Source organism: Micromonospora sp. CA-246542 (assembly GCF_050942905.1).
In the GTDB taxonomy this organism is placed as follows: Bacteria; Actinomycetota; Actinomycetes; order Mycobacteriales; family Micromonosporaceae; genus Micromonospora.
The window spans coordinates 196838-218863 of the sequence record NZ_CP192040.1; the positions used below are offsets into that span (position 1 = coordinate 196838).

Below are 22026 nucleotides of genomic sequence, written 5' to 3' on the forward strand. Positions count from 1 at the left end.
GTTGACGGCGGCCGTCTACGGCCAGCCCGGGTCAGGCGCCAGGTTCGACTGGGGCCTGACCGGGGCGGCCGAACTCGGCCGGGTCTGCGCGGCGCTGGTGGTGGTGGACGTGCTCTCGTTCACCACCGCCGTGGAGGTGGCGGTCGCCCGGGGTATGCGGGTGCACCCCTTCCCCTGGGGTGAGCAGGCCGCCGAGTACGCGCTGCGGGTCGGCGCGGTGGCGGCGGTCGGCCGCCGTCGGGTGACGGCCGACCATCCGTGGTCACTCTCACCCGCCGCGCTGAGCACCGCGCCGATCGTCGCGGACCTGGTGCTGCCCTCGCCGAACGGCTCGGCCATCAGCGCCGCCGCCAGCGCCACCGGACTGCCGGTGGTCGCGGCGTGCCTGCGTAACGCGCGCGCCGTCGGGCGTTGGCTGCGCCGCCAGGGGTACGGCACGACGGACGCCCCGATCGGCGTCATCGCCTCCGGAGAGCGCTGGCCGGACGCGTCGCTACGCCCCTGCGTCGAAGACCAACTCGGTGCGGCGAGCGTGCTGGACGCCCTGTCCGGGGTGCCGGGCGGTCTCTCCGTGGAGGCGGCCATGGCCCTCGCAGCGCTGGCCAGCACTCCGGACGTACCCGCCGCGGTACGCGGCAGCGTCTCCGGTCGGGAGTTGACCGAGGGCGGCTTCGAAGCCGACGTCGACGTCGCCGTCCAGGTCGGCGTGTCCGACGTCGTACCGGTCCTCCGCCAGGGCGTCTTCTCCGCCGCCTGACCGACCCGGCCCACCCGCCGCCCGCAGCCCCGTGGCGGCACCCACCTCGCCGGCCACCCGCCGCGCCCCCCGGTGATCATGAAGTTATTGCCCACGCACGCGGCGTGTCGGGGCATTAACTTCATGATCGACGGGGCGGGGTGCGGCGGGGCGGGGTGGGGTGGGGTGGGGCGGGGTGCGGTGGGTGGGGTGGGGACAGCGGAACGGCCGCCCGGTTTCCGGGCGGCCGTTCCGCTTGTGCTGTGGGTGGTGCCGGTGTCAGTCGTCCAGCCAGTCGAGGCGGCGGCCGCCTCGCTCGGTGGGCGGGGGATTGTCCGGACGGGCCCGGCCACCCTGCTGCTGGCCGTAACCGCCCTGGTCGTAGCCCCGGTCGTCGTAGCCGCCGCGTTGCTGCGGGGGCTCCTGGCCGTAGCCGCCCTGGTCGTACCCGCCGCCGGTCTGGCCGTAGCCGCCCTGGTCGTAGCCCCGGTCGTCGTAGCCGCCGCGTTGCTGCGGGGGTTCCTGGCTGTAGCCGCCCTGGTCGTACCCGCCGCCGGTCTGGCCGTAGCCACCCTGGTCGTACGCGTTGGTCTGCTGGCCGTAGCCGCCCGTCGGCTCCGCCCCACGACCGCCGCCGTACGGGGCGGTCGGGTCGGGCTGGCCGTAGCCCTGGCCCTGCTCCGGCTGGTACACGCCGGTGGCGTACGGGTCGGCCGGCGCCGGGTACTGGGTGCTGTCGCCGGTGTACCGGCCGGTCGGCTCGTCGAAGCGCTCGCCGTAGCCGCCGGCCGCCCCACCGGTGGGAGCCGGCGGGTAGCCGCCCGCGCCGGCCGGCGCGGTGTAGTCACGGCTGCCGTAGCCGCCGCCCGAGGAGGGTGCGCCGCCGTAACCGCCATCGGGGGCCGCAGCGCCGCCGTAACCGCCATCGGGGGCCGCAGCGCCGCCGTAGCCCGCGCCGGAGCCGGGTGCGGCGCCGTAGCCGTCCGCGCCACCGCCGTAGCCGCCGTCCGGCGTCGCCCCGGTGCCGTAGCCGCCACCCGAGGCGGGGGCGTTGCCGTAGCCGCCGTAGCCGCCCTGGCCGGGCTCGTCGTCGTAGCCGGTCCCGCCCCAGCCCTGCTGGCCCGCCGCGCCGTAGGGCTGCGCTGGCGCGCCGTACGGGTCCGGCGGGACGTCGTCGACGACCGGGCGGTGCATCATGGTCGGCGCCTCGCTCAGCGCCGCGCCGCCGACCATGGTCGGGTCGGGCGCGCCACCGGGGCGGTTGACCACCCGGGTCTGGTCGTCGGCCCCGCGGAAGGCCCCACGGGCCGCCGGAACCGCGCCGCCGGCACCGGCAGCGCCGGCCGCCGCCGGCTCGTCATCGTCGTCGCCGCTCTCGCGGCGCTTCATCCACAGCAGGACGATCGTGCCGACGCCGGCCGCGACGAGCAGGCCGCCGAGCAGGATGATCAGGTACGAGCCGAAGCCGCCGCCGTCGTCCTCCTTGCTGGCGTTCGCCGGGGCGCCTGGGCTGGCCTCCTCGGAGGGCTGCTCCTCGGCACCCTCCTCGGTCGCCTCGTCGCTGGGGGTGGCCTCGGCGGTGGGCGACGGGGTGGCGCTCGGCGTCACCTCGACCTTGATCTCCAAGCTGATCCGCTGGCCGGTGATCGACTGCCCGGCGTTGGCGGTGAAGCTCTTGAACGCCTGGATGCTGTTGGCCGACGCGCCCACGTCGATCCGACCGGGCGTGATCGGGTTTTGACTGCTGCCGGTGAAGCTGAAGTTGCCGCTGCCGTTGCTGATCGTGTCGTACCGGTGGCCGCCGGTGTCCTGGAGGATCACGATCGCGTTCGGCACCGGCTCGCCGTCAGCCTTCTTGACCACCTTGCCGGAGATGGACTTCACCGTCTGGTTCTGCGGCGGAGGCGGCGGTGCGGCCTTGCCCTTGACGGTCAGCGACACGTTGGCGGTGTCTGGGCCCGAAGCGGCCTCGACCGCCACCGTGATGTTCGTGGTCGCGTCACCGGCGTTGTCGTTGGCCGCGATCCGGACCAGCACCGACCCCTTCGGGCCGCCCAGGCCGCCGCCGGAGAGTTTGACGTCGCCACAACCACTGGCGCAGCTGACCCCGGAGGGCAGCCCGGAGAGGCTGACCTTCGCCGATTCGTCATCGTCACCGCCAGTGATGCGCACGGTGATCGTGGCATCGCTGCCGGCGTTCACGGTGACCGAGCCGGGGGAGACCTCGACCTCTGCGGCCATTGCTGGTGTGGCGGGGACGGCGAGCAGAGCGCCGGCAACCAGCGCTGCGACCACACCGGCCCGCTGCTTCCAGGCACGTCGGTGTGTTGACACGTCCACCGCCTTCCGGGCTGACGTCCCTCGACCGGCGGGGCGCCGGGCCGGGGATCATCACGGTACGAATACGCCGTCGGCCACTATGCCTTGTCTCACTGGATCGGCGCGACCCAGGGCCAACGTCAGGTGCTCCACCTGTGGGTCGTATCGTCCCGTCGTGTCCTCTCCGCACAGTAAGTCCGCCGCCGTCGTGGCGGCTCTGTCGGCGCTTGACGAGGGGCGTACGCCCGAACGGCCGGTACTCCGGGAGGCGGTCCGGTCCTTGTTGGCCGTCCTCACGGAGCGCGCCCCCGGCCGATCGGTGGAGGTGCGCGTCCCACCATACGGTGCGATCCAGTGCGTCCCCGGTCCTCGACACACCAGGGGAAACCCGCCGAACGTGGTCGAGATGTCGCCGCAGACCTGGTTGGAGCTCGCCACCGGCCGGCTCGGGTGGGCCGACGCGGTCACCGATGGTCGTGTTCAGGTGAGCGGCATTCGGGCGGACATCTCGGCCTATCTGCCCCTCTAGCTTCGCCGATGTCCGAGTGATCGTGACTCTCGGCAGGGAAACCGTGACTATCTGTATTGACGTTGACTCGCGTACACTGTCAGGCGACGAGAGTGGTCCCGGCCGAGAAGTGTGGATCCGACCCGTGATCCCCGCCAGGCCGGTCCAGACCAGCATGAGGGAGCGGTAGTGCCCCGAGGCGACGGCCGGCTGAGCCACGACCTTGACCCCCAACGACCTGGCCCCCAGGATGCCTGCGGCGTCTTCGGCGTGTGGGCCCCCGGCGAAGAGGTCGCGAATCTGACCTACTTCGGCCTCTACGCCCTACAGCACCGCGGCCAGGAGGCGGCGGGCATCGCGGTCAGCGACGGCTCGGGCGTGGTGGTCTACAAGGATCTCGGCCTGGTGGCCCAGGTCTTCGACGAGCCCACCCTGGCCAGCCTGCGCGGCCACCTGGCGATCGGGCACGCCCGATACTCCACGACCGGCGCGTCCAACTGGGAGAACGCCCAGCCGACCATCCGGTCGACCGATTCCGGCACGACCATCGCGCTGGCCCACAACGGCAACCTGGTCAACACCGCCGAGTTGGAGAAGGAGGTCGCCGAGCGCGGCCTGGTCGCGGACGGCTCGACCAACGACACCTCACTGGTCACCATGCTGCTGGCCAGCCGCCCCGACCTGTCGGTCGAGGCTGCCGCGCTCGAGGTGCTGCCGCAGCTCCGCGGGGCGTTCAGCTTCGTCTTCATGGACGAGTCGACGCTGTACGCGGCCCGCGACCCGCACGGCGTACGCCCGCTGGTGCTCGGCCGGCTGGAGCGTGGCTGGGTGGTGGCGAGCGAGACCGCCGCGCTGGACATCGTCGGTGCGAGCGTGGTGCGCGAGATCGAGCCCGGCGAGCTGATCGCGATCGACGAGGAGGGGCTGCGGTCCACCCGCTTCGCCGCGCCCGAGCCGAAGGGCTGCCTCTTCGAGTACGTCTACATCGCCCGTCCCGACGCGACCATCGCCGGGCGAAACGTGCACGCGGCGCGGGTGCAGATCGGTCGCCAGTTGGCCAAGGAGCACCCGGTCGAGGCCGACCTGGTCATCCCGGTGCCCGAGTCCGGCACCCCGGCCGCGATCGGGTACGCGGAGGCGTCCGGCATCACCTACGGCGCGGGCCTCATGAAGAACCCGTACGTGGGGCGGACCTTCATCCAGCCGTCGCAGACCCTGCGTCAGCTCGGCATCCGACTCAAGCTCAACCCCCTGCGGCAGAACGTGCGTGGCAAGCGGCTGGTGGTCGTGGACGACTCGATCGTGCGCGGCAACACGCAGCGGGCCATCGTCCGGATGTTGCGCGAGGCGGGGGCGCTCGAGGTGCACGTCCGGATCTCGTCCCCGCCGGTGAGTTGGCCGTGTTTCTACGGCATCGACTTCGCCACCCGGGCGGAGCTGCTGGCCAACGGGTTGGACAACGACGGCATCCGGCGTTCCATCGGCGCCGACACGCTGGGTTACGTATCGCTTCCCGGCCTGATCGCCGCGACCGAGCAGCCGAAGACCCGGCTGTGTCGGGCGTGTTTCGATGGTGAGTACCCGATCGAGCTGCCAGCTGGCAACCTGATCGGCAAGCATGTGCTCGAAGGGATGGGCCGCCGGGGCGCCAACGCGACGCCGGAGGCTCCGGAGAGCTTCGGCTCGCTCGTCGCCACTCCGGGTGGCGTGACCGCAAACCGCCCGTAGCACCAACCGGCGCGGCCCGGCCACCGCCGGCGCGGCACCGAGAACCACAAAAGGGGAGAACCGTGACGCACGTGTCCGAGCGCAGCGGCGCAGGAAGCAGCCCGAACGGCGCTGGCAGCGACCACCAGCCGTGGACGGGCGGTGCCGGCCGCCAGCGGGGCAAGCGCTCCGTCTCGTACGCCGACGCCGGGGTCTCCATCGACGCGGGCGACCGCGCGGTCGAGCTGCTGAAGTCGAAGGTGCGCGAGACCCGGCGTCCCGAGGTGCTGGGTGACCTCGGCGGCTTCGCCGGCCTGTTCCGCCTGGACACGAAGAAGTACAAGAACCCGATCCTGGCGTCCTCGACCGACGGTGTGGGCACCAAGCTGGTCATCGCCCAGCAGATGGACATCCACGACACGGTCGGCATCGACCTGGTCGCGATGGTCGTCGACGACCTGGTGGCGTGCGGCGCCGAGCCGCTGTTCCTGCTCGACTACATCGCCACCGGCGAGGTCGTTCCGGACAAGGTGGCCGAGATCGGCGCGGGCATCGCCGACGGCTGCCGGTACGCGGGCTGCGCGCTGCTGGGCGGGGAGACCGCCGAGCACCCCGGTGTGCTGCGCCCCGACGAGTACGACATCTCCGCGACCGGCGTCGGCGTGGTCGAGGAGGCCGACATCCTCAGCCCGGAGCGCGTCGAGGTGGGTGACGTCGTCATCGCCATGCGCTCCTCCGGCCTGCACTCCAACGGCTACTCGCTGGTCCGGCACGTGCTGCTCGGCGCCGCCCGGATGCGGCTGGACATCGTGATCGACGACTTCGGCCGGCAGCGGACCCTCGGTGAGGAGTTGCTGACCCCGACCAAGATCTACGCCAAGGACTGCCTCAAGCTGATCGAGGAGGCCGAGGTGCGGGCGCTGTCGCACATCACCGGCGGCGGCATCCCGGGCAACCTGGTGCGGGTGCTTCCCGAGCACGTCGACGCGGTGGTCAACCGGTCCACCTGGAAGCCGCAGCCCATCTTCGACCTGATCCAGTCGAAGGGTCGGATCGACGACCAGGACATGGAGTCGACGTTCAACATGGGCGTCGGCATGTTCGCGATCGTCTCGGCCGAGGACGCCGACCGCGCCCTGGCCACGCTGACCGGCCGTGGGGTCGAGGCCTGGCAGGCGGGCGAGATCATCGAGGGCACCGGCAACGTGCAGATGGTGGGTCAGCACACTCGCGGCTGATCACGCTCCGGTGACCGTACGGGCACCTGATCAGGGCTTCACCCGAGTGGCCGGCGCCGCCTAGCCTGAAAGGCTCGGGCTGGGCGGAGGAGGGTGATGGCTGCTGGGGAACCAACGTTCAGCGGGATGCGCGGGCTGGCCGCCGTCCCGTCGTACGTCGTCATGCAGCCCACCACGCTGTGCAACCTCGATTGCGCGTACTGCTACCTGCCGTTCCGGGCCGCCGACCGGCGGATGTCGGTGCCGGTGGCCGAGGCGGTGGCGGCGGCGGTAAACCCGTGGGCAGCGTCCGGGCGCTTCTCCGTCGTGTGGCACGGCGGCGAGCCGTTGGCGGCCGGTCGGGAGCACCTGGCCGCCCTGATCGCGCCCTTCGGGCCCGAGGTCGAACACCACGTGCAGACGAACGCCACGTTGATCGACGACGAGTGGTGCGAGTTCTTCGCCCGGCACGAGATGCGGGTGAGCGTGAGCGTGGACGGGCCGCGCGAGCGCAACGGCGACCGGGTCAACCGTGGCGGTCAGCCGGCGTACGATCGGATCCTGCGGGGTGTGGCCGCGCTGCGCCGGCACGACCTGCCCTTCTCCGCGCTGGCCGTGGTGTCCCGGCCGACGCCGGGCCTCGCCGCGGAGCTGTACGACTACTTCCTCGATCTGGGCTGCGATGTGCTGGGTATCAACATCGAGGAGACCGAAGGGGTCAACACCCGCGACAACAGCCACGACCCGGCGGCGGTGACGACGTTCTGGGCCGAACTGGTGGCGGCCTGGCGGCGGGCGCCCCGGGTCCACCTGCGCGAGGTCGAGTGGTCGCTGCGGTACGCGGCGGCGGTCCTCGACGGCACGGCGGACGGTGTGCTGCCCCGCCGGCTGGATCCGATTCCGACCATCGGCCACGACGGCTCGGTGACGGTGCTCTCCCCGGAGCTGGCCGGCTTCACCGACCCGCGCTACGGCGACTTCAGCAGTGGGAACGTGCTGACCACTCCGCTGGCCCGGATCCTGGCCGGTGCCGCGTCGACCTCGTGGGTCGGCGAGTTCCTGACCGGGGTGGAAGCGTGTCGGGTGTCATGCCCGTACTTCGGCTTCTGTGGCGGCGGCCACGCTGCCAACCGTTACTTCGAGCTGGGGCGTTTTGACGGTACGGAGACCGAGCACTGCCGCAACAGCAAGATCCGCCTATTGGAGGGAGTGTTGGAGCATGCCCGAGATCACCAGTCACCGGCGGCCTGAGCGCGAAGCGGACGATGCCCCGGACGACGACGTCACCGAGCGCGTACGGGAGGCCGCCCCCGGGCTTGTCGCGCTGTTGCAGGAGGCTGCGGACGCACGGCGGCTACGGGCCGAGGTGGCGGGCGGAGACGGCGTCAGCGCGGTCTGCGCCTGGAACCACTTCGAGAACATCCCGACCTTCTACAACTGGAACAACCGGCCGCGCTAGGGCGGCCGTGATCAGGGGCCTGTCGGCCAGACGGGGTAGTCCCCGGCCAGGGCAGGCCCCTGATGATCGGCACCGATCTCGCTCCCGAAGGACACATGCGTGAGCACGCGGGGGTTACCGCGTGCTCAACTACGTCGAGAGGTCAGCGGGTCGGACGGACCCAGGGATCGGGGTCGTCGTCCGCGTGATTCTCATCATCGTCGTCGACGAACTCTTTTGAGTCGTCGTCGAAGTGGTGCTCAGACTTACCAGCACCCGCCAGTTCGCGCTGCAAGGCGGTGAGGTCGGTGTTCGGGGAGTGGTACTTCAACTCCCGGGCCACCTTCGTCTGCTTGGCCTTAGCACGGCCGCGCCCCATGGCTCGACCCCCTCGCACAGAATGCGGGGCAGCCCGAAGGCGGGCCCCGATGACGTCAGGCATCTCTCGTGGCTCTTACGGTACATGGGGATGCCATCGTTCGGCACCTCGGGTTACCGTCAGCCGGCTCTGCGCGTCGCGGCGATCCGGCCGTCACCCAGTGTACCTGGTAAGGAGCGGAACGGAGAGCACCCGTGACACCGGGCAAAACACGCCAAACTTGACCCGGGCCTCAGCCTACCGAGTCGGGGCGGTACGGGAGGCCCGGAGGCGGATCCCGGTCGATCCGCCTCCGGGATGCGTCAGCGAAGGTGGATCGTGCGCAGCCGACCGACCTCGGCCATCCGCCGCTCGGCCAGCCGGTCCGCGGCGACCGCGGGCGGCACGCCCTCGGCGTCCGCCAGGCGCAGGATCTCCCGGGTGGTGTCGTAGATCCGGGTGGCCCGCAGCTTCGCCCGGTCGAAGTTGAAGCCCTCGATCTCGTCGGCCACCTGGATCACACCGCCGGCGTTGACCACGTAGTCCGGCGTGTAGAGGATGCCCCGATCGGCCAGCAGCTTCTCGATCCCCGGGTGCGCGAGCTGATTGTTGGCCGCACCGGCCACCACCTTGGCGCGCAGCGCCGGAACGGTGTCGTCGTTCAGCGCGCCGCCCAGCGCGCAGGGGGCGTACACGTCGATGTCCGCAGCGACCAGCGCGCTTGCGTCGTCCACCAGAGTGACCTGCGGGTGGTTGGCGCGTACCCAGGCCAGGGCCTTCGGGTTGACGTCCGTGGCGACCACCTCGGCGCCGTCGTCCAGCAGGTGCCCGGTCAGGTACTTGCCGACCTTGCCCAGGCCCGCCACGCCGACCCGGCGGCCGTTCAGGCTCGGCGTGCCCCAGACGTGCTCGGCGGCCGCCCGCATCCCCTGGAACACGCCCCAGGCGGTGAGGATCGACGAGTCGCCGGCGCCGCCGTGCTCCACGCTGCGGCCGGTCACGTAGCGGGTCTCGCGGGCGATGATGTCCATGTCGGGCACGTAGGTGCCGACGTCGCAGGCGGTGTAGTAGCGGCCCGCCAGCGACTCCACGAAGCGGCCGTACGCGCGCAGCAGCGCCTCGCTCTTGATCTGCTCCGGGTCGCCCCAGATGACGGCCTTGCCGCCGCCGAGGTCCAGGCCGGCGAGCGCGTTCTTGTACGCCATCCCGCGGGACAGGTCGAGCACGTCGGCGAGGGCGTCGTCCTCGCTGGCGTACGGGTAGAAGCGGGTGCCGCCGAGCGCGGGCCCCAGCGCGGTGGAGTAGATCCCGATGATCGCCTTGAGGCCGCTCTGCTTGTCCTGGCAGAAGACGACCTGTTCGTGACCGGTCGATATCGGGTCGTCGGTGCTCGCGAATACGCCCATGACTGGCTCCTACGATGGTGTGCGTTCCTTGTGGGACGCGGACCTGGTGGACCCCGGCGGGGATGCTGCCGGTGTGATCGAGCCTAGTATCGGCCGCCGTACGACCGCCCGACGCGCCGCCGCCGTCCCACGGTGCGGGGCGCGCGGTCCGGCCGCTGGCCCTGCGGGGGTGGGGTTCATGGGAGGATCGCGCGGTGCCGTCGCTCTTCGCTTCTTACCTGCGCGTGTACGAGCCGCTGACCGCCTTCGACCGGGACCGGCAGAGTTACTGGCGTCGCTATGTCTCGGAGGGACGGGCGATCGCTCCCGTCGAGGGGCCCGGCCGTCAACGGACGGCGGTGATCGAGGCGCTGGGCGCGGGCTGGACCCGCCTACCCGACCTGCCCGAGGAGGCGTACGTCCTGGAGACGGACGACAGCCTGCTGGTCTGCCCCTGGAACCTGCGTATCCGGGTCGCTGAGGCGGCGCTCAACGCCCGGGACGGGGTGCCCCCGGTGCTTGCCGACGCCTTCGTGCCGCCGGTGCTCGCCGGGCAGGCCCGGGCGGTCGTCGACGACTGGCGCAGCGGCGCACGGGTTCTGGAGCACGGGGTGCCCCGGGTGCACGAGCAGATCGCCACCTGGGGCGTACCCCTGCGGTGGTTCGTGCTCTTCGACCCGACGGAGCGGGACTTCGTCACCCAGCCGGGCCGGCGGGCGCTGCGCTACCGGACGGAGATCTCCAAGGCTCGTCGTCGTTCGTCCCGGGCGCTGTCGGTGCTGCGTAAGTCGGTGGGCGAGGCGCCGATCACCGAGGCGGTCCAGGAGGCCGCGCGTTGGCTGGAGGAGTTCCACCCGGGCTCGGTGGTGGAGCTGGACTACGGCGGCCTTGTCGACCTTCTCTCCGATGAGACTCTCGCCGCCGACGACTCGCCGGAGTTGGTCGCCGGTGGCCTCGCGGGCCTGTCGCGGGGGGAGGCGGACGAGGCGTCGGCCGCGTACGACAAGTTGGTGGCCCGCTGGCGCGCGGTGCAGCTCCTGGAGCGGTGCAACTAAGGCAAATCGCCCCTAGGAGCGCTCCCAAAGCGAGGGTGTCTCGTAGTTGACGCATCACGAACCGTGATCATGAGTCCGAATAAGGTACTTTCTGCCGTGTAAAAGTCGTAAAAATCGGGCATGGTTCATCCGTCCGTCTAGGGACCTTCATCCGTTCGGCCCATGTCGGACATCGGGGACTAGCCGGACCATGGGAGACGCGTCGGCCGGCGGGACCCCGGCCGATGTCTATACATGTGGAGGAGTGACCGATGGCATCGCGAACGCACGAACCAGAGCCGCTGCTCACACCGGCCGAGGTGGCGTCGATGTTCCGTGTCGACCCGAAGACGGTGACCCGGTGGGCGAAGGCGGGCAAGCTCAGTGCCATCCGCACCCTGGGTGGCCACCGTCGATACCGCGAGTCGGAGGTCAGGGCGCTGCTACAGGGCCAGATCCCGCAGCAGCGGCAGGGCGACTGACCCGATAGAGGTTTCCAAAGGGGCGGTGGATCTCGATCCACCGCCCCTTTTCATGTCCGCTCGGCTCCCACGGTGGCGCATCAGTCCGTGTCGGGGCCGGTCAACGTCAACCGGATGCCGACCGTGCCGCCCTCGCCGTGACGGAACCGGCTGCCGAGCAGGCTCAGCCGACCGATCAGGCGGTACTTGTGCTTGAGCAGGTCGCGGACCCGGCCCGTGTCGCGGCCTCCGTAGAGGGTCGCGTGGGCGGGCACCTCCGCGCCGTGCGGTCGGCCCCGCACGTCGCACGGTGCCACGGTCACCTCGCCGTTGTGGCGGATCCGCTTGACCTTCCCCGAGTCGGCACGGGTCCACACCGCCAACGCGTCCCCGTCGCGGACGGCCCAGACCGGGGTCGGCACCGCCCGACCGTCCCTGCGGAAGGTCGTGAGCAGGATGTACTTCTCGGCCGACAGCCGGTCCAGGGTGGTCACGCCGCCAGGATAGGCCGCCACGGGCCACTGAGCGGCCAGATAGCGTGAACGGCGTGACGGGGGAGCCTGCAATTGGTGACGTGGTCGGCGAGCTGCTGCGGGACGCGCTCGCCGTGGCTACCGGGGTCGGCCCCCGGCCGATGGTCGGCGGCCGACTGCCCCGGCCGGTCATCGAGATCATCGAACGGGACGACGGTCTGATCAACGGCGCTCCGGCGGCGCACTACCTCGACGGGCCGGCCGACTGGCAGCCGTACGACCACCGGGCCGTCGACCGGGCCCGGGGCGAGACGCTTGACGTCGGCACCGGCGCCGGCCGGATCGCGCTGCTGCTCCAGGAGCGGGGCGTACCCGTCACCGGCCTCGACACGTCGGCGGGCGCGCTCGACGTGAGCCGGCGTCGCGGCGTACGGCGGCTGGTGCACGGAACGGTGGACACCCACGTCGCCGACGGCCGGCGCTACGACACGTTCCTGCTGCTCGGCAACAACCTCGGGCTGTTCGAGGGGCGCGAGCGGGCCCCGGTGTTCCTCGCCGCACTCGCCGCGCTGGCCCGACCGGGGGCGCAGATCATCGCGCACGGCACCAACCCGTACGGCACCCGCGACCCCGTGCACACCGGCTACCACGAGCGCAACCGACGCCGGGGGCGGCTCGGAGGCCAGCTCCGGCTCCGGCTGCGCTACCGGGAACTCGGCACCGAATGGTTCGACTACCTGGTCTGCTCGCCGGACGAGTTCGCCGAGCTGGTGCACGGCAGCGGCTGGCAGTTGACCGATGTGGACGACCGTGACGCCCCCTACTACCTGGCCACCCTGCGCCTCGCCGGCTGAGCGACGGCTCCCGCGCCGCCTCGGACGCGGGAGCCGTCGTACGGCTCAGACCTGAACGGTCGGGGGCAGCGGCTCGGGCGGGAGACCGCCGTCGCCGTCGACGACCTCGTCGGGGGTGCCGTCCTCGTCGATGTCGACCATGGTGATGTCCACCTTGCCGTCACCGTCGGTGTCGAACTGGAACAGGTCGGCCTTGCCGTCGCCGTCGGTGTCCACCACCCACACGTCGGTCTTGCCGTCGTTGTTGGTGTCGGCGCGCAGCAGGTCGACCCGTTCGTCGCCCCGGGTCTCCACGGTCTCGGAGTCGGTCGTGACGCTCTCCGGTGCCTGGCTCATCTCGATGCGGTCCTTCCGTTGAGTTGACGGGCCGTACGTACCCGATCCCGCGCTCCCCCAAGCTTCGGCGGGGTCCCGGGCTGTCTAGGGTCGCACCATGAGCGAGCGCAGCGGGCCGGGCACCCGGGCCGGCGTGGCGGAGACCCCGCGCGCCACCGGGACGGACAGGGAGGCGTGATGAACGATCGTTTCGTGGTCGTCGGTGCGGGCACGATGGGGCTCGGTATCGCGTACGTGGCGGCCGGCGCCGGCCACGCCGTCGAGCTGGTCGAGGTGGACGCGGACCGGGGCGCGACGGCGCTGACCCGGCTCGCCGACCTGTGGGAGCGCGCGGTGCAGCGCGGCAAGCTGACCGCCGACGAGGCCGCCGTGAACCGGGAACGGGTGATCCTGCGGCCGAGCCTCGCCGACGTCGCCCCCGCCCCGGGAGTGGTCGTGGAGGCGGTGCCGGAGCGGCTGGACCTGAAGCGGGCGGTGCTGCGCGACGCCGCCGCCCTGGACCCGGCCCTGCTCGGCAGCAACACGTCCAGCATCGCCATCGGCGAGCTGGCCGCGGGTCTGGGCGCGCCCGAGCGCTTCCTCGGCCTGCACTTCTTCAACCCCGTCTGGGCGATGACGCTGCTGGAGATCGTGGTCGGCCCGGCCACCGCCGAGGAGACCACCACCGCGGCCGTCGCGCTCGCCGGCCGGTTGGGCAAGGACCCCGTCGTGGTACGCGACCTGCCCGGCTTCGCGACCTCCCGCCTCGGGGTCACCCTCGGGCTGGAGGCGATCCGGATGGTCGCCGACCAGGTGGCCAGCCCCGCCGACATCGACAAGGCGATGGTGCTCGGCTACCGGCACCCCGTCGGGCCGCTGGAACTCACCGACCTGGTGGGCCTCGACGTGCGCCTCGACATCGCCCGTACCCTCCAGGCCGCGTACGGGGACCGCTTCGCGCCGCCGGAGCTGCTGGTGGAGATGGTGGCCGCCGGACGGCTGGGCAAGAAGTCCGGGCACGGCTTCTACCGCTGGGAAGGTGGCGTCAAGCAATGAGTGGTCTGCGGATCGAGGAGCGGTCGGACCGGCTCGTGGTGACGCTGGCCCGACCGGAGAAGCGCAACGCCATCGACGCCGACCTGATCGCCGAGCTGCACGAGGTCTGCGCCGAGTTGGAGGCCCGTCCCCGGCTGCTGCTCCTGACCGGCGGCGCGGACGGCATCTTCGCCGGTGGCGCCGACATCGGCCAGCTCCGCGAGCGGGGCCGCACGGACGCCCTGGCCGCGATCAACTCGGCGGCCTTCGCGCGGATCAGGGCACTGCCCATGCCGAGCGTGGCCGCCGTGGACGGGCCGGCGCTGGGCGGCGGCGCGGAACTGGCGTACGCCTGCGATCTTCGGGTGTGCACGGCCCGGGCGGTGTTCGGTCAGCCGGAGGTGCGGTTGGGCATCCTGGCCGGCGCCGGCGCGACCCACCGACTGCCCGCCCTCGTCGGCGAAGGTCGGGCCAAGGAACTGCTGTTCACCGGCCGTCGGGTGGACGCGGCGGAGGCCCTGCGGATCGGTCTGGTGAACCGGGTGGTGGACGAACCCGGTGAGCTGCTGACGACGGCACACGGGCTGCTGGACGAGATGGCCCAGGCCTCGCCCCTGGCGTTGCGGCTCACCAAACTGGCCGTCGACGCGCCCCCCGCCGCACACCCGCAGCTCGACCTGGTGAGTCAGGCGGTGCTCTTCGAGGACGAGGAGAAGCACCGCCGCATGACCGAGTTCCTGGAACGCCGCCGGGCCCGCTGACCCGGCAACGGGAACGGCCGCACCGGCTGTCGAGCCGGTGCGGCCGTCGCGGTCCGCGGGTACTGCTCAGTGCCGGATCTGCACCCCGGTGTCGGCGAGGGCCCGGATCACCTGGGCCGACTCACCGAAGCCGATGATCAGGACGGCGTCCGCGCCGAATTCCTTGATCTCCTTCGCGCCGCCGGAGAAGTCCACCGGCGCGGCCTTGGCGTCGGCCGGCGGGTCGTACGTGAGCAGCTTGAGTCGGTCACCGGGGATGCCGGCCTTCTCCAGCTCGTCACGGACGGTGGCCTGCAGACCCTCACCGTAGGAGTCCTTACGGGCGACGATGACGATCTTCTGCGACCCGTCGCGGAGGACCACGTCGGCCAGCGCCCGGCCCTGGAGGCTGTCCGGTGGGGCGGTACGGAAGTAGAGGCCCTTGTCCTCGACGTCGGTCAGGCCCGCGTCGGTGTTCGACGGCGAGAAGAGGATCTTCCCGGCCCTGACCACGTCCGGCAGCACCTCGCGGGAGATTCCCGAGGCACCCGCGCCGATGATGATGCTGACCCCGTCCGCCACGTGCTTGGCGACGGTCGCCTTCGCCACCGCCGGGTTGGTGCCGTCGTCGCCGTCCTTCCACGTCACCGGCTTGCCCAGCACGCCACCGGCGGCGTTGATCTCCTGGATGGCCAGCGCCGCGCCGGCCGCCATCGGCGGGTACGCGATCGCCAGGTCACCGGTCTTCGGCAGCAGACCGCCCACGATCAGCGGCTTCTGGTCGTCGGCGTCACCGGCGCGCGGCTTCCTGCCCTTCGGCGGCGTCTTGGTGCTCGCCGCCGACTCGGAGCCCGCGCCGACGAACTCGGTCTTGCCGTCGTTGAGCTGCTGGCCGTCGAAGGTCAGCGTGGCGTAGCTCGCGGTGGCCGGCTCACCCTTGTCGGTGAAGCCGGCGCGGGTCAGCGAGACGCTGCGGTACTCGATGTCCTGCCCGGCCCGGGCCAGCGTGAGGCAGCTGGCCGGGGTCTCGCAGCGCTGTCCGTTGTTGGTCACGCCGACGATCTGCTTGGCGATGGCCGCCGGGTCGGTGCTGCCGGCCAGTTGGGCCGCGAGCACACCGATGACCACCGCGTCGTACGTCTCGGCGGAGTAGAGGTAGTCCGTCAGCGCCGGATTGACGGACCGTAGCCGGCCCTTGAAGTCTTCGGGCAGTGGGGTGAGTGGCGTGGTCCCCTTCATTCCGTCGACGAGGTCGGCGCGTTCCTTCAACTCCGCTGGGTAGGAGTTGAGCATGTTGCCGTCCGTGCCGTAGAGGCGCACCTGTTGGGCGCTCCCCTCCTGGGCCTTGTCATCCCCGCAAGCGCTTGTGGCGAGCAGGATCGTCGCGCAGGCAGCCAGTGTGGCCACCCGCGAGCGGCGTGATACGAGCATGGTCGTCCTTCCTCCGGCGAAGGTCCGCTGCGCACATTAGCGTGCCGAGGCCGGTCGCGGGACCGTGGAGGCGGCGCAATGCGTAGGTAGCTCACTGGGAATACGCAGAGTGACGAAAGCGCCGTGGCTTGACCCCCAGTCCTACTGTGCGCTGCGTGACGGACCTACCACAGCAAACGTTCGACGACGCGACCGCCGTGCTCCGATCGGCGCTGGCCGGGGACGGGGACGCCGTGACAGGTACGTTCGACGCCGTCGTCGACCGGGCCGGCCTGTCCGGGGCGTACGGGGTCGCCTGGTGCCTGGCCGCGACGATGGTCGGTGACGCGCCGACGAGCACCGGATGCGCGCTGGAGTTCCCGGGCATCGAGCAGGCGGACTACGACACCCGTTGGGTGGCCCGCTTCGTGAGCGCCTACGCCAACCGGGACGTATCGACCGGCGAGGCCCTGTTCGGCGCGGCGGCGGCCGACGGGCTGCTCTCCGACTGCCTGCTCACGCTCGCCGGCTCGACGATCGCCACCCTGCGCAGCCGCGCCGAGTGAACGCGGCACCCGCTTCGGGCGCCGCGTCCCCCGGGCCGTTCAGAAGGCGTGGTACGCGACCAGCGGCTCGTACTCGTAGCGCAGGTTGTCGAAGCGGACCCGGAAGTTGACCCCGTCCCGGACGTTGGTCGCGACGACGGTCCAGCCGGAGTTGGCCGGCAGGTAGGTCCAGTAGTTGCAGTTGCTCGTCTTGTCGATGAAGATCACGCAGGCTTCGGTGGCGTACGCGCTGGTGTTGCGGACGTTGATGTCGCGGCACCGGGTCGTGGTGCGGTACGGGCCGGCCTGGCCGCCGTATCCGCCGGTCTGGAAGAACGAGCGGACCGCGCCGCCGTAGCAGGTGGCGAGCGGCGCGAAGAGGTTCGGCCCCGAGGTGAAATCGGTGGAGTCGGCGCCCGGGGTGACCGTGGCGGCCTGGGCGGGTGCGCCGGTGGCGAGCAGCGCGGCGGCCGTGGCGACGGCGAGCAGGCGAGCGGTCGGGGATGACATGCAGGCGGCCTCCGAAAACAGTTAACTGACTGTCCGTATTGGACGGACGAGCTGACCGTGACGATGATACTGATCGATCAATAGTGGTGTGATCCCGGATCGTCGGTCCGGTGTGATAGCTCTGGGGCATGTCCGAGGCCATGCTCAGCAAGGTGCGCAAGCTGCTCGCCCAGGCCGAGGATCCGGCCTGCACGCCCGCCGAGTCGGCGGCGTTCACCGCCAAGGCGACCGAGCTGATCGCCCGGTACGGCGTCGACAGGGCGCTGCTCGCGGTCCGCGACCCGACCACCGACCCGGTCGGCGACCGCGTGCTCGACATCGTCGCTCCGTACGCGCGGGACAAGGTCGGCCTGCTCGCGGCGGTCGCCGAGCCGCTGCGCTGCCGCTGCGTCCGGCGTAAGCAGGGCAACGGCTTCGTCGCCCACCTGTTCGGCTTCGCCAGCGACCTCGAACGCGTGGATCTGCTCTTCACGTCGCTGCTCGTACAGGCCGCACACGGTCTGGCGGCCACGGCGGTGCCGGCGGACGACCATCCGGCCGCCTTCCGACGCTCCTGGCTCGCGGGCTTCGCGGAGGTGATCGGGGGACGGCTCTGGGCGGCCGAGTCCGCGGCGGCCAGCGAGTCAGGCGCCCCGTCGATGGCGTTGGTGCTGGCCGACCGCTCCGACCGGGTGCAGCGACGGCTCACCGAGGAGTACCCGCGACTGCGTACCGCCCCGGCTCGTCGCCTCGGCGGCACGGGCTTCGGCTCCGGCGCCGAGGCGGGCAGCCGCGCTCACCTGGGCGGCCGGAATCTCGACACCGGCGGGGTCGGTCGACAACTCGGCCACTGACCCCGGTTTGGCCTGGCTCGGCCTGGCCTCGGCCCGGCCTGGCTCGGCCCGGCCCGGCCCGGCCCGGCTCGGCCCGGCGCGGCTCAGCTCGGCTCAGGCGGTGTGCGGGCCGCCGCGCGACACCGTGGCGAGATAGCGGGTGAGCAACTCGTGCCAGCCCGCCGTGAGCGCCTTGCGATAGCCCTCGGCCGCCTCACCGTGCCGGTCGAAGTGCCGGTGCTCCAGCTCGACCCGGGTCCGTTCGGGTCCGTCCGGCAGGAACAGCACCTCCACCTCGCTCGCCTTCGCCGGATCCGGCACCGGCACCCGGTCCGGCCCGAGCTGCCAGGCGAAGACCAGCCGTCGAGGCGGATCCCAGGTGAGCACCCGACCCCAGTCGGCGCGGAAGCCGTACGGGCCGATCTCGTAGAGCATTCCGCCCGCCCGGGGCTCCATGCCCAGCTCGGCGAGAGCTTCCGGACCGGACCACGTGTACTCGGTGACCCACCACTCGGTCAGCTCGTCGGTGAACACGGCGAACGCCCGTTCGGCGGACCCGGGGACGAGGAGACTGCACCGTAAGGAGAAGCGTTCCAGGTCCTGCCGAATGTCGGCCGGATCAGCCATCCCCTGTCCCATAGGCCCGGACCATACCGGCTGATGCCCGGCTGTGCAGCTTCCGCAGTGCCCTTTTCCAGACAGTGGGTTGCCGAGTCGTCACGCACGGGATGGCCCGCCGGAAAGCGGGTAACCGCGCCGGACGGCCCGGACCACGGGCCGGCGCACGGGCGGAGCGGGAGAGCATGAGCGAGAACGCGCAGCAGCGACGGCCGGAGCGGGACGCCGACGCCGGAGACCCGGACGTCCTCCTCGACATCCCGAAGGTCTCGGTCGACTCGATCCGGCTGGCCGTGGACGGGCTGGACGCCGACATCTCGCTGCGTGCCCGGCTGGCCAACCTGCTTCAACTCGACGCGGGCGTACGGGTCCACCTGCACGGCGTCGAACTGGACATCGACGGGGTGCACGCCGAGGCGCAGCTACGGGTACGACTGGAGCAGTTGGTGTCGCTCCTGGGCCGCGCGCTCGACACCATCGACAACAACCCTCAGATCATCGAGTCTCTCTCCCGCGCGGGTACCGGCGCGCTCGACGACGTGAACCGCAGTAGCGAGCAGTTGGCGGCCCGCGCTGCCGAGATCACCGCCCGGGCAGAACATGCCGGGGTAGGCGACGAACCGGTCGGGCGGAGGGGTGTGCCCGTCGGCGACCAACCGCCGGCACGACCCGCACGCCCGGAGAGTCCGGCCGGTCCGCCCGCTCCCACCTCCGCTCCTGGCCCGCCCGGGCCTCCCGCGACCGGTGGCGGTCGGGCTGATGCGGGTCCTGCTGGCGGCGGTGGCGGCCCGACCGGCGGCGGTGCGACCGGTGGCGGTCCGGGCGCAGGCCGTCCGGCTGGTGGCCCGACCGGCGGCGGTCCGACCGGCGGCGGTCCGACCGGCGGTGGTCGGGCTGATGCGGGTCCGGCCGACGGTGGTGGCGGTCCGGCCGGTGGCGGTCCGGCCGGTGGCGGTCCGACCGGCGGCGGTGCGACTGGTGGCGGCCCGGGCGCAGGCCGTCCGGCTGGTGGCCCGACCGGCGGCAGCCCGGCCGACGGTGGTGCGACTGGTGGCGGTGCGACTGGTGGCGGCCCGAGGAGTCGAGGCGAGGACGGTCGGCCCGACGGAGGCCCGAGCGGCGAGCAGCGGCGCGGAGGTCAGCAGGGCGGTGGCCAGCAGCCAGGTGGTGGTCACCAGCGAGGTGGTGAGCAGCATGGCGGCGGTGTCGCGGGCGGGGCGCAGGCAGCGGCCCAGAACGCGGCGCAGCTCGCCGAGCAGGCGAGCGAAAGCATCCGCCAGGCCGGACGCAGCGTGTGGGAGGCGATCCAGGGTGGGATCGCCCAGCACCGCCAACAGGGCCGCGGGGACCAGTGACACCACATCGAGATCTTGGACAGTTTCCGTTCGGCCCGAACGGAAACTGTCCAAGATCTCGTACCCGCCGCGATCAGGCTGTGGAAGGACGTAGCCGGATATAGCAAGATCCCGTGCATCCGCACGTCAGAGCGTTACGTGACGCCGCCGTGCGATCTGTCGGCGATCGCGGCCTTGACGTGCAATCGATGATGGCCGTATGAGCCTGGATGACGGTGACCCGGTCCTGATCGCCGTGAGCCTTGCGGCCGTGGTCCTCGGCCTCGCCTGGGCTGTGCTGGGCGTGCGTGTGGCCGCCTCACGACGGTTTCCCGCAGCCTGGATTCGACTGGTACGCCCGACGCCGATTCAGCGGGCCCGACCCGTGCGGATGGGCTGCGCCCAGGTCATGAGCGGCGCGGGCCTGGTCGCGTATGGCGCAACGTTCCTCATTCCTATGCCCTATCCAGTGGGAGTTGCACTGATCGGGGTGTTCCTGTTGCTTCTGCTGACTGCGGCGGGATCGGTGGCGCTGCTCCGCCGCTAGGGCCGGTTTCATAAGAACTGGCCGGTCGTCGTCCGGACTCCGCCTCGGCTCGACCGCCCTTATGAAACCGGCCCTAGCCCCGCATGGCGATGGGCCGGGCAGTCGCGCGACATCACCGTGGCCCCGGCGTACTCGGCCGAGTTCCCGAAGCTGGCAGCGGCGACGGGATGGCGGCAGAGGCGGAGCGGCGTGCGATCTGCGTGCGACAAGTGGCGGTGATCACTAGCCAGAACGGGTCAACCAGGGGCATCGGCGACTGACGCAGCGAAGGCAAAAAGCAAGATCCCCACCTGCGTATTCGCTGGTGGGGACCTCTGTAGCCCGGCGAAAGGCTATGTGGCCAGGGGCGGGGTCGAACCGCCGACCTTCCGATTTTCAGTCGGACGCTCGTACCAACTGAGCTACCTGGCCGTGTTGCTCGGCTCATGCTACCCGTCAGCAGATCGAGCTGCTGACAGGATCACACGCTCCGATACGCAGAACGCCGCGCGAGGCGCGGCGTCAGCGCTGCGGTCCTGACGGGACTTGAACCCGCGACCTCCGCCTTGACAGGGCGGCGAGCACTCCAACTGCTCCACAGGACCTAGCTTGTGTTGCTCCGGCTTGCGCCGGTCGTGCCCCCAACGGGATTCGAACCCGTGCTACCGCCTTGAAAGGGCGGCGTCCTGGGCCGCTAGACGATGAGGGCGGCCCCGCCATCATTGCACATTCGCAACTTCAAGCGGACTTGCTCCCATCCGGCCCCGCCGGAGGCTTGGAAAGCATACGTGATGCCTGGCCGGTCGACAAAACCGGTATGGCCGGGGCCGTCGGTGAGCGCATAACCGCAGTTCAGGGTCCATCTACCTTGAGTCGGGTGATGCCGTAGCGGTGCTTCAGGTCGGCGATCAGGTGCGGGCAGGCGGCGAGCGTCGCGGCCCGGTTTCCGCCCCCGTCGTGCAGCAACACGATGGAGCCGGGACGTGCCGCGTTGTGGACCCGCTTGGCGATCGTGGCGGCGGTGGGCTTGTCCCAGTCCTGCGGGTCAACGGCCCAGTGCAGGGGGCGCATGCCGAGTTCCTTGGCCACGGCGAGGACCTCCGAGGTCCACCGACCGCCGGGCTGGCGGTAGAAGGACACCGGTGTGCCCGGGGCGGCCGTCTGGATGACCTTGTTGGTCCGGGCCAGGTCCGCCTTGATGTCGGCGACCGGTCGGCGGGCGAGGTCGAGGTCGTGCTGCCAACTGTGGTTGCACAGTTGGTGACCCTCCCGGACGATCCGCCGGATCAGCTCCGGATGCCGCTGGGCTTCACGGCCCACCACGCAGAAGGTGGCCGTCACGTGGGCCGCCTTCAACTGGTCGAGCACCTTCGGCGTCCAGGCCGGGCTGGGCCCGTCGTCGAAGGTCAGCGCCACGGGCCGTACGCCGGTGTTGCGCCGGAGCCCGGCCGGGAGCTTCGCCGGCAGCGGTCGCAGCGGCGGTTTCGGCGGCTTGGTGCGGGTGGCGCTCGGCGAGGGGGTGGGTTTCGGCGTGGGGCCGGTGGTCGACTCGACGGGCTGCGGCGGCCCGGCGACGTGGATGGCAGTGTCTGGCTGGGCGCAACCGGACAAGACCAGCACCACGGCGAGGACGGACGCCAGGGCGGCGCGGGCTTGCATCTGTTCGCTCCCGGAGGGTCGGGGTGGGCGGA

24 protein-coding genes and 3 tRNA genes are annotated in these 22026 nt (G+C 71.5%); 15 read left to right on the plus strand and 12 right to left on the minus strand.

Going from position 1 to position 22026, the window contains the following annotated elements:
• Position 1 precedes the first annotated feature (1 nt).
• Complete coding sequence (locus tag ACQP0N_RS00950; RefSeq protein ID WP_433121342.1) at positions 2 to 757, plus strand: 2-phosphosulfolactate phosphatase; 756 nt, start codon at positions 2 to 4, stop codon at positions 755 to 757.
• Between the two features lie 258 nt (positions 758 to 1015).
• Here ACQP0N_RS00950 and ACQP0N_RS00955 read toward each other — a convergent pair whose 3' ends face one another.
• Positions 1016 to 3070 (minus strand): carboxypeptidase-like regulatory domain-containing protein, encoded by a 2055-nt coding sequence (locus tag ACQP0N_RS00955; protein WP_433116798.1) that lies wholly within the window; start codon positions 3068 to 3070, stop codon positions 1016 to 1018.
• Between the two features lie 160 nt (positions 3071 to 3230).
• Here ACQP0N_RS00955 and ACQP0N_RS00960 point away from each other — a divergent pair, with 160 nt between their 5' ends.
• From ACQP0N_RS00960 to amcA, 5 genes are all read left to right on the plus strand, one after another.
• A complete protein-coding gene (locus ACQP0N_RS00960; RefSeq protein ID WP_357132134.1) occupies positions 3231 to 3584 on the plus strand; it encodes a sterol carrier family protein in 354 nt (117 codons plus the stop codon).
• Between the two features lie 168 nt (positions 3585 to 3752).
• On the plus strand, positions 3753 to 5291 hold the full coding sequence (gene purF, locus ACQP0N_RS00965) for an amidophosphoribosyltransferase (protein ID WP_433116800.1): 1539 nt from the start codon (positions 3753 to 3755) through the stop codon (positions 5289 to 5291).
• A 62-nt stretch (positions 5292 to 5353) separates the two neighbouring features.
• Positions 5354 to 6508 (plus strand): phosphoribosylformylglycinamidine cyclo-ligase, encoded by a 1155-nt coding sequence (gene purM / locus ACQP0N_RS00970; RefSeq protein ID WP_355048408.1) that lies wholly within the window; start codon positions 5354 to 5356, stop codon positions 6506 to 6508.
• 126 nt (positions 6509 to 6634) lie between these two features.
• A complete protein-coding gene (gene amcB, locus ACQP0N_RS00975; protein WP_433121344.1) occupies positions 6635 to 7738 on the plus strand; it encodes a cyclophane-forming radical SAM peptide maturase AmcB in 1104 nt (367 codons plus the stop codon).
• A complete protein-coding gene (gene amcA, locus ACQP0N_RS00980) occupies positions 7707 to 7946 on the plus strand; it encodes a multiple cyclophane-containing RiPP AmcA (protein WP_355048407.1) in 240 nt (79 codons plus the stop codon). The genes amcB and amcA overlap by 32 nt, the downstream gene beginning before the upstream one ends.
• Before the next feature lie 142 nt (positions 7947 to 8088).
• Here the strand turns inward: amcA and ACQP0N_RS00985 are convergent, their stop codons facing one another.
• Together ACQP0N_RS00985 and ACQP0N_RS00990 are read right to left on the minus strand one after the other, a co-directional pair.
• Positions 8089 to 8304, minus strand: a complete 216-nt coding sequence (locus tag ACQP0N_RS00985) for a DUF3073 domain-containing protein (RefSeq protein WP_007454329.1) — start codon at positions 8302 to 8304, stop codon at positions 8089 to 8091.
• Positions 8305 to 8606: 302 nt separating this feature from the next.
• On the minus strand, positions 8607 to 9689 hold the full coding sequence (locus ACQP0N_RS00990) for a Glu/Leu/Phe/Val family dehydrogenase (protein ID WP_433116802.1): 1083 nt from the start codon (positions 9687 to 9689) through the stop codon (positions 8607 to 8609).
• Positions 9690 to 9883: 194 nt separating this feature from the next.
• Between ACQP0N_RS00990 and ACQP0N_RS00995 the strand changes: the two genes are divergently transcribed.
• Both ACQP0N_RS00995 and ACQP0N_RS01000 read left to right on the plus strand, forming a co-directional pair.
• On the plus strand, positions 9884 to 10723 hold the full coding sequence (locus ACQP0N_RS00995; protein WP_355048405.1) for a hypothetical protein: 840 nt from the start codon (positions 9884 to 9886) through the stop codon (positions 10721 to 10723).
• A gap of 251 nt (positions 10724 to 10974) precedes the next feature.
• Positions 10975 to 11184, plus strand: coding sequence for a BldC family transcriptional regulator (locus tag ACQP0N_RS01000; RefSeq protein ID WP_007073996.1), 210 nt, complete (start codon positions 10975 to 10977; stop codon positions 11182 to 11184).
• A gap of 80 nt (positions 11185 to 11264) precedes the next feature.
• On the opposite strand, the gene ACQP0N_RS01005 is transcribed toward ACQP0N_RS01000, so the two are convergent.
• Positions 11265 to 11657: a PPOX class F420-dependent oxidoreductase gene (locus ACQP0N_RS01005; RefSeq protein WP_355048404.1), complete on the minus strand. Its 393-nt coding sequence runs from the start codon at positions 11655 to 11657 to the stop codon at positions 11265 to 11267.
• A gap of 53 nt (positions 11658 to 11710) precedes the next feature.
• Between ACQP0N_RS01005 and ACQP0N_RS01010 the strand changes: the two genes are divergently transcribed.
• Entirely contained in the window at positions 11711 to 12490 is a 780-nt protein-coding gene (locus tag ACQP0N_RS01010; protein WP_433116804.1) for a class I SAM-dependent methyltransferase, read from the plus strand.
• 45 nt (positions 12491 to 12535) lie between these two features.
• Here the strand turns inward: ACQP0N_RS01010 and ACQP0N_RS01015 are convergent, their stop codons facing one another.
• Positions 12536 to 12826, minus strand: coding sequence for a hypothetical protein (locus ACQP0N_RS01015; protein ID WP_355048402.1), 291 nt, complete (start codon positions 12824 to 12826; stop codon positions 12536 to 12538).
• Positions 12827 to 13003: 177 nt separating this feature from the next.
• Here ACQP0N_RS01015 and ACQP0N_RS01020 point away from each other — a divergent pair, with 177 nt between their 5' ends.
• Positions 13004 to 13861: a 3-hydroxyacyl-CoA dehydrogenase family protein gene (locus ACQP0N_RS01020; protein ID WP_433116806.1), complete on the plus strand. Its 858-nt coding sequence runs from the start codon at positions 13004 to 13006 to the stop codon at positions 13859 to 13861.
• Complete coding sequence (locus tag ACQP0N_RS01025) at positions 13858 to 14601, plus strand: enoyl-CoA hydratase/isomerase family protein (protein WP_433116808.1); 744 nt, start codon at positions 13858 to 13860, stop codon at positions 14599 to 14601. The genes ACQP0N_RS01020 and ACQP0N_RS01025 overlap by 4 nt, the downstream gene beginning before the upstream one ends.
• A gap of 66 nt (positions 14602 to 14667) precedes the next feature.
• On the opposite strand, the gene ACQP0N_RS01030 is transcribed toward ACQP0N_RS01025, so the two are convergent.
• The gene (locus ACQP0N_RS01030) at positions 14668 to 16011 is read right to left on the minus strand and encodes an ABC transporter substrate-binding protein (RefSeq protein WP_433116810.1); all 1344 of its coding nucleotides are present in this window, start codon (positions 16009 to 16011) and stop codon (positions 14668 to 14670) included.
• A gap of 155 nt (positions 16012 to 16166) precedes the next feature.
• Here ACQP0N_RS01030 and ACQP0N_RS01035 point away from each other — a divergent pair, with 155 nt between their 5' ends.
• The gene (locus ACQP0N_RS01035) at positions 16167 to 16556 is read left to right on the plus strand and encodes a hypothetical protein (protein ID WP_357132105.1); all 390 of its coding nucleotides are present in this window, start codon (positions 16167 to 16169) and stop codon (positions 16554 to 16556) included.
• Between the two features lie 39 nt (positions 16557 to 16595).
• Here the strand turns inward: ACQP0N_RS01035 and ACQP0N_RS01040 are convergent, their stop codons facing one another.
• Positions 16596 to 17045 carry a hypothetical protein gene (locus ACQP0N_RS01040; RefSeq protein ID WP_433116812.1) on the minus strand — a complete coding sequence of 150 codons (450 nt, stop codon included), beginning with the start codon at positions 17043 to 17045 and terminating at the stop codon, positions 16596 to 16598.
• A gap of 128 nt (positions 17046 to 17173) precedes the next feature.
• Here ACQP0N_RS01040 and ACQP0N_RS01045 point away from each other — a divergent pair, with 128 nt between their 5' ends.
• Positions 17174 to 17878, plus strand: coding sequence for a DUF2786 domain-containing protein (locus ACQP0N_RS01045; RefSeq protein WP_433116814.1), 705 nt, complete (start codon positions 17174 to 17176; stop codon positions 17876 to 17878).
• Positions 17879 to 17971: 93 nt separating this feature from the next.
• Here ACQP0N_RS01045 and ACQP0N_RS01050 read toward each other — a convergent pair whose 3' ends face one another.
• A complete protein-coding gene (locus ACQP0N_RS01050) occupies positions 17972 to 18496 on the minus strand; it encodes an SRPBCC family protein (protein WP_355048395.1) in 525 nt (174 codons plus the stop codon).
• A gap of 164 nt (positions 18497 to 18660) precedes the next feature.
• Here ACQP0N_RS01050 and ACQP0N_RS01055 point away from each other — a divergent pair, with 164 nt between their 5' ends.
• Positions 18661 to 19830: a hypothetical protein gene (locus ACQP0N_RS01055; RefSeq protein WP_433116816.1), complete on the plus strand. Its 1170-nt coding sequence runs from the start codon at positions 18661 to 18663 to the stop codon at positions 19828 to 19830.
• A 199-nt stretch (positions 19831 to 20029) separates the two neighbouring features.
• Entirely contained in the window at positions 20030 to 20356 is a 327-nt protein-coding gene (locus ACQP0N_RS01060) for a hypothetical protein (protein ID WP_433116818.1), read from the plus strand.
• A gap of 337 nt (positions 20357 to 20693) precedes the next feature.
• Here ACQP0N_RS01060 and ACQP0N_RS01065 read toward each other — a convergent pair.
• From ACQP0N_RS01065 to ACQP0N_RS01080, 4 genes are all read right to left on the minus strand, one after another.
• Positions 20694 to 20767, minus strand: a tRNA-Phe gene (locus tag ACQP0N_RS01065).
• A 99-nt stretch (positions 20768 to 20866) separates the two neighbouring features.
• Positions 20867 to 20940: transfer RNA gene (locus ACQP0N_RS01070), tRNA-Asp, on the minus strand.
• 31 nt (positions 20941 to 20971) lie between these two features.
• A tRNA-Glu gene (locus tag ACQP0N_RS01075) sits at positions 20972 to 21044 on the minus strand.
• A gap of 143 nt (positions 21045 to 21187) precedes the next feature.
• On the minus strand, positions 21188 to 21994 hold the full coding sequence (locus tag ACQP0N_RS01080; protein ID WP_433116819.1) for a polysaccharide deacetylase family protein: 807 nt from the start codon (positions 21992 to 21994) through the stop codon (positions 21188 to 21190).
• Positions 21995 to 22026 lie beyond the last annotated feature (32 nt).

Coding starts and splice junctions, on each gene's coding strand:
- amcB (WP_433121344.1), top strand. CDS start 6,635: ATGCGCGGGCTGGCCGCCGTCCCGTCGTACGTCGTCATGCAGCCCACC.
- amcA (WP_355048407.1), top strand. CDS start 7,707: ATGCCCGAGATCACCAGTCACCGGCGGCCTGAGCGCGAAGCGGACGAT.
- ACQP0N_RS00985 (WP_007454329.1), bottom strand. CDS start 8,304: ATGGGGCGCGGCCGTGCTAAGGCCAAGCAGACGAAGGTGGCCCGGGAG.
- ACQP0N_RS00990 (WP_433116802.1), bottom strand. CDS start 9,689: ATGGGCGTATTCGCGAGCACCGACGACCCGATATCGACCGGTCACGAA.
- ACQP0N_RS01000 (WP_007073996.1), top strand. CDS start 10,975: ATGGCATCGCGAACGCACGAACCAGAGCCGCTGCTCACACCGGCCGAG.
- ACQP0N_RS01015 (WP_355048402.1), bottom strand. CDS start 12,826: ATGAGCCAGGCACCGGAGAGCGTCACGACCGACTCCGAGACCGTGGAG.
- ACQP0N_RS01020 (WP_433116806.1), top strand. CDS start 13,004: ATGAACGATCGTTTCGTGGTCGTCGGTGCGGGCACGATGGGGCTCGGT.
- ACQP0N_RS01025 (WP_433116808.1), top strand. CDS start 13,858: ATGAGTGGTCTGCGGATCGAGGAGCGGTCGGACCGGCTCGTGGTGACG.
- ACQP0N_RS01030 (WP_433116810.1), bottom strand. CDS start 16,011: ATGCTCGTATCACGCCGCTCGCGGGTGGCCACACTGGCTGCCTGCGCG.
- ACQP0N_RS01040 (WP_433116812.1), bottom strand. CDS start 17,045: ATGTCATCCCCGACCGCTCGCCTGCTCGCCGTCGCCACGGCCGCCGCG.
- ACQP0N_RS01045 (WP_433116814.1), top strand. CDS start 17,174: ATGTCCGAGGCCATGCTCAGCAAGGTGCGCAAGCTGCTCGCCCAGGCC.
- ACQP0N_RS01050 (WP_355048395.1), bottom strand. CDS start 18,496: ATGGGACAGGGGATGGCTGATCCGGCCGACATTCGGCAGGACCTGGAA.
- ACQP0N_RS01055 (WP_433116816.1), top strand. CDS start 18,661: ATGAGCGAGAACGCGCAGCAGCGACGGCCGGAGCGGGACGCCGACGCC.
- ACQP0N_RS01060 (WP_433116818.1), top strand. CDS start 20,030: ATGAGCCTGGATGACGGTGACCCGGTCCTGATCGCCGTGAGCCTTGCG.
- ACQP0N_RS01080 (WP_433116819.1), bottom strand. CDS start 21,994: ATGCAAGCCCGCGCCGCCCTGGCGTCCGTCCTCGCCGTGGTGCTGGTC.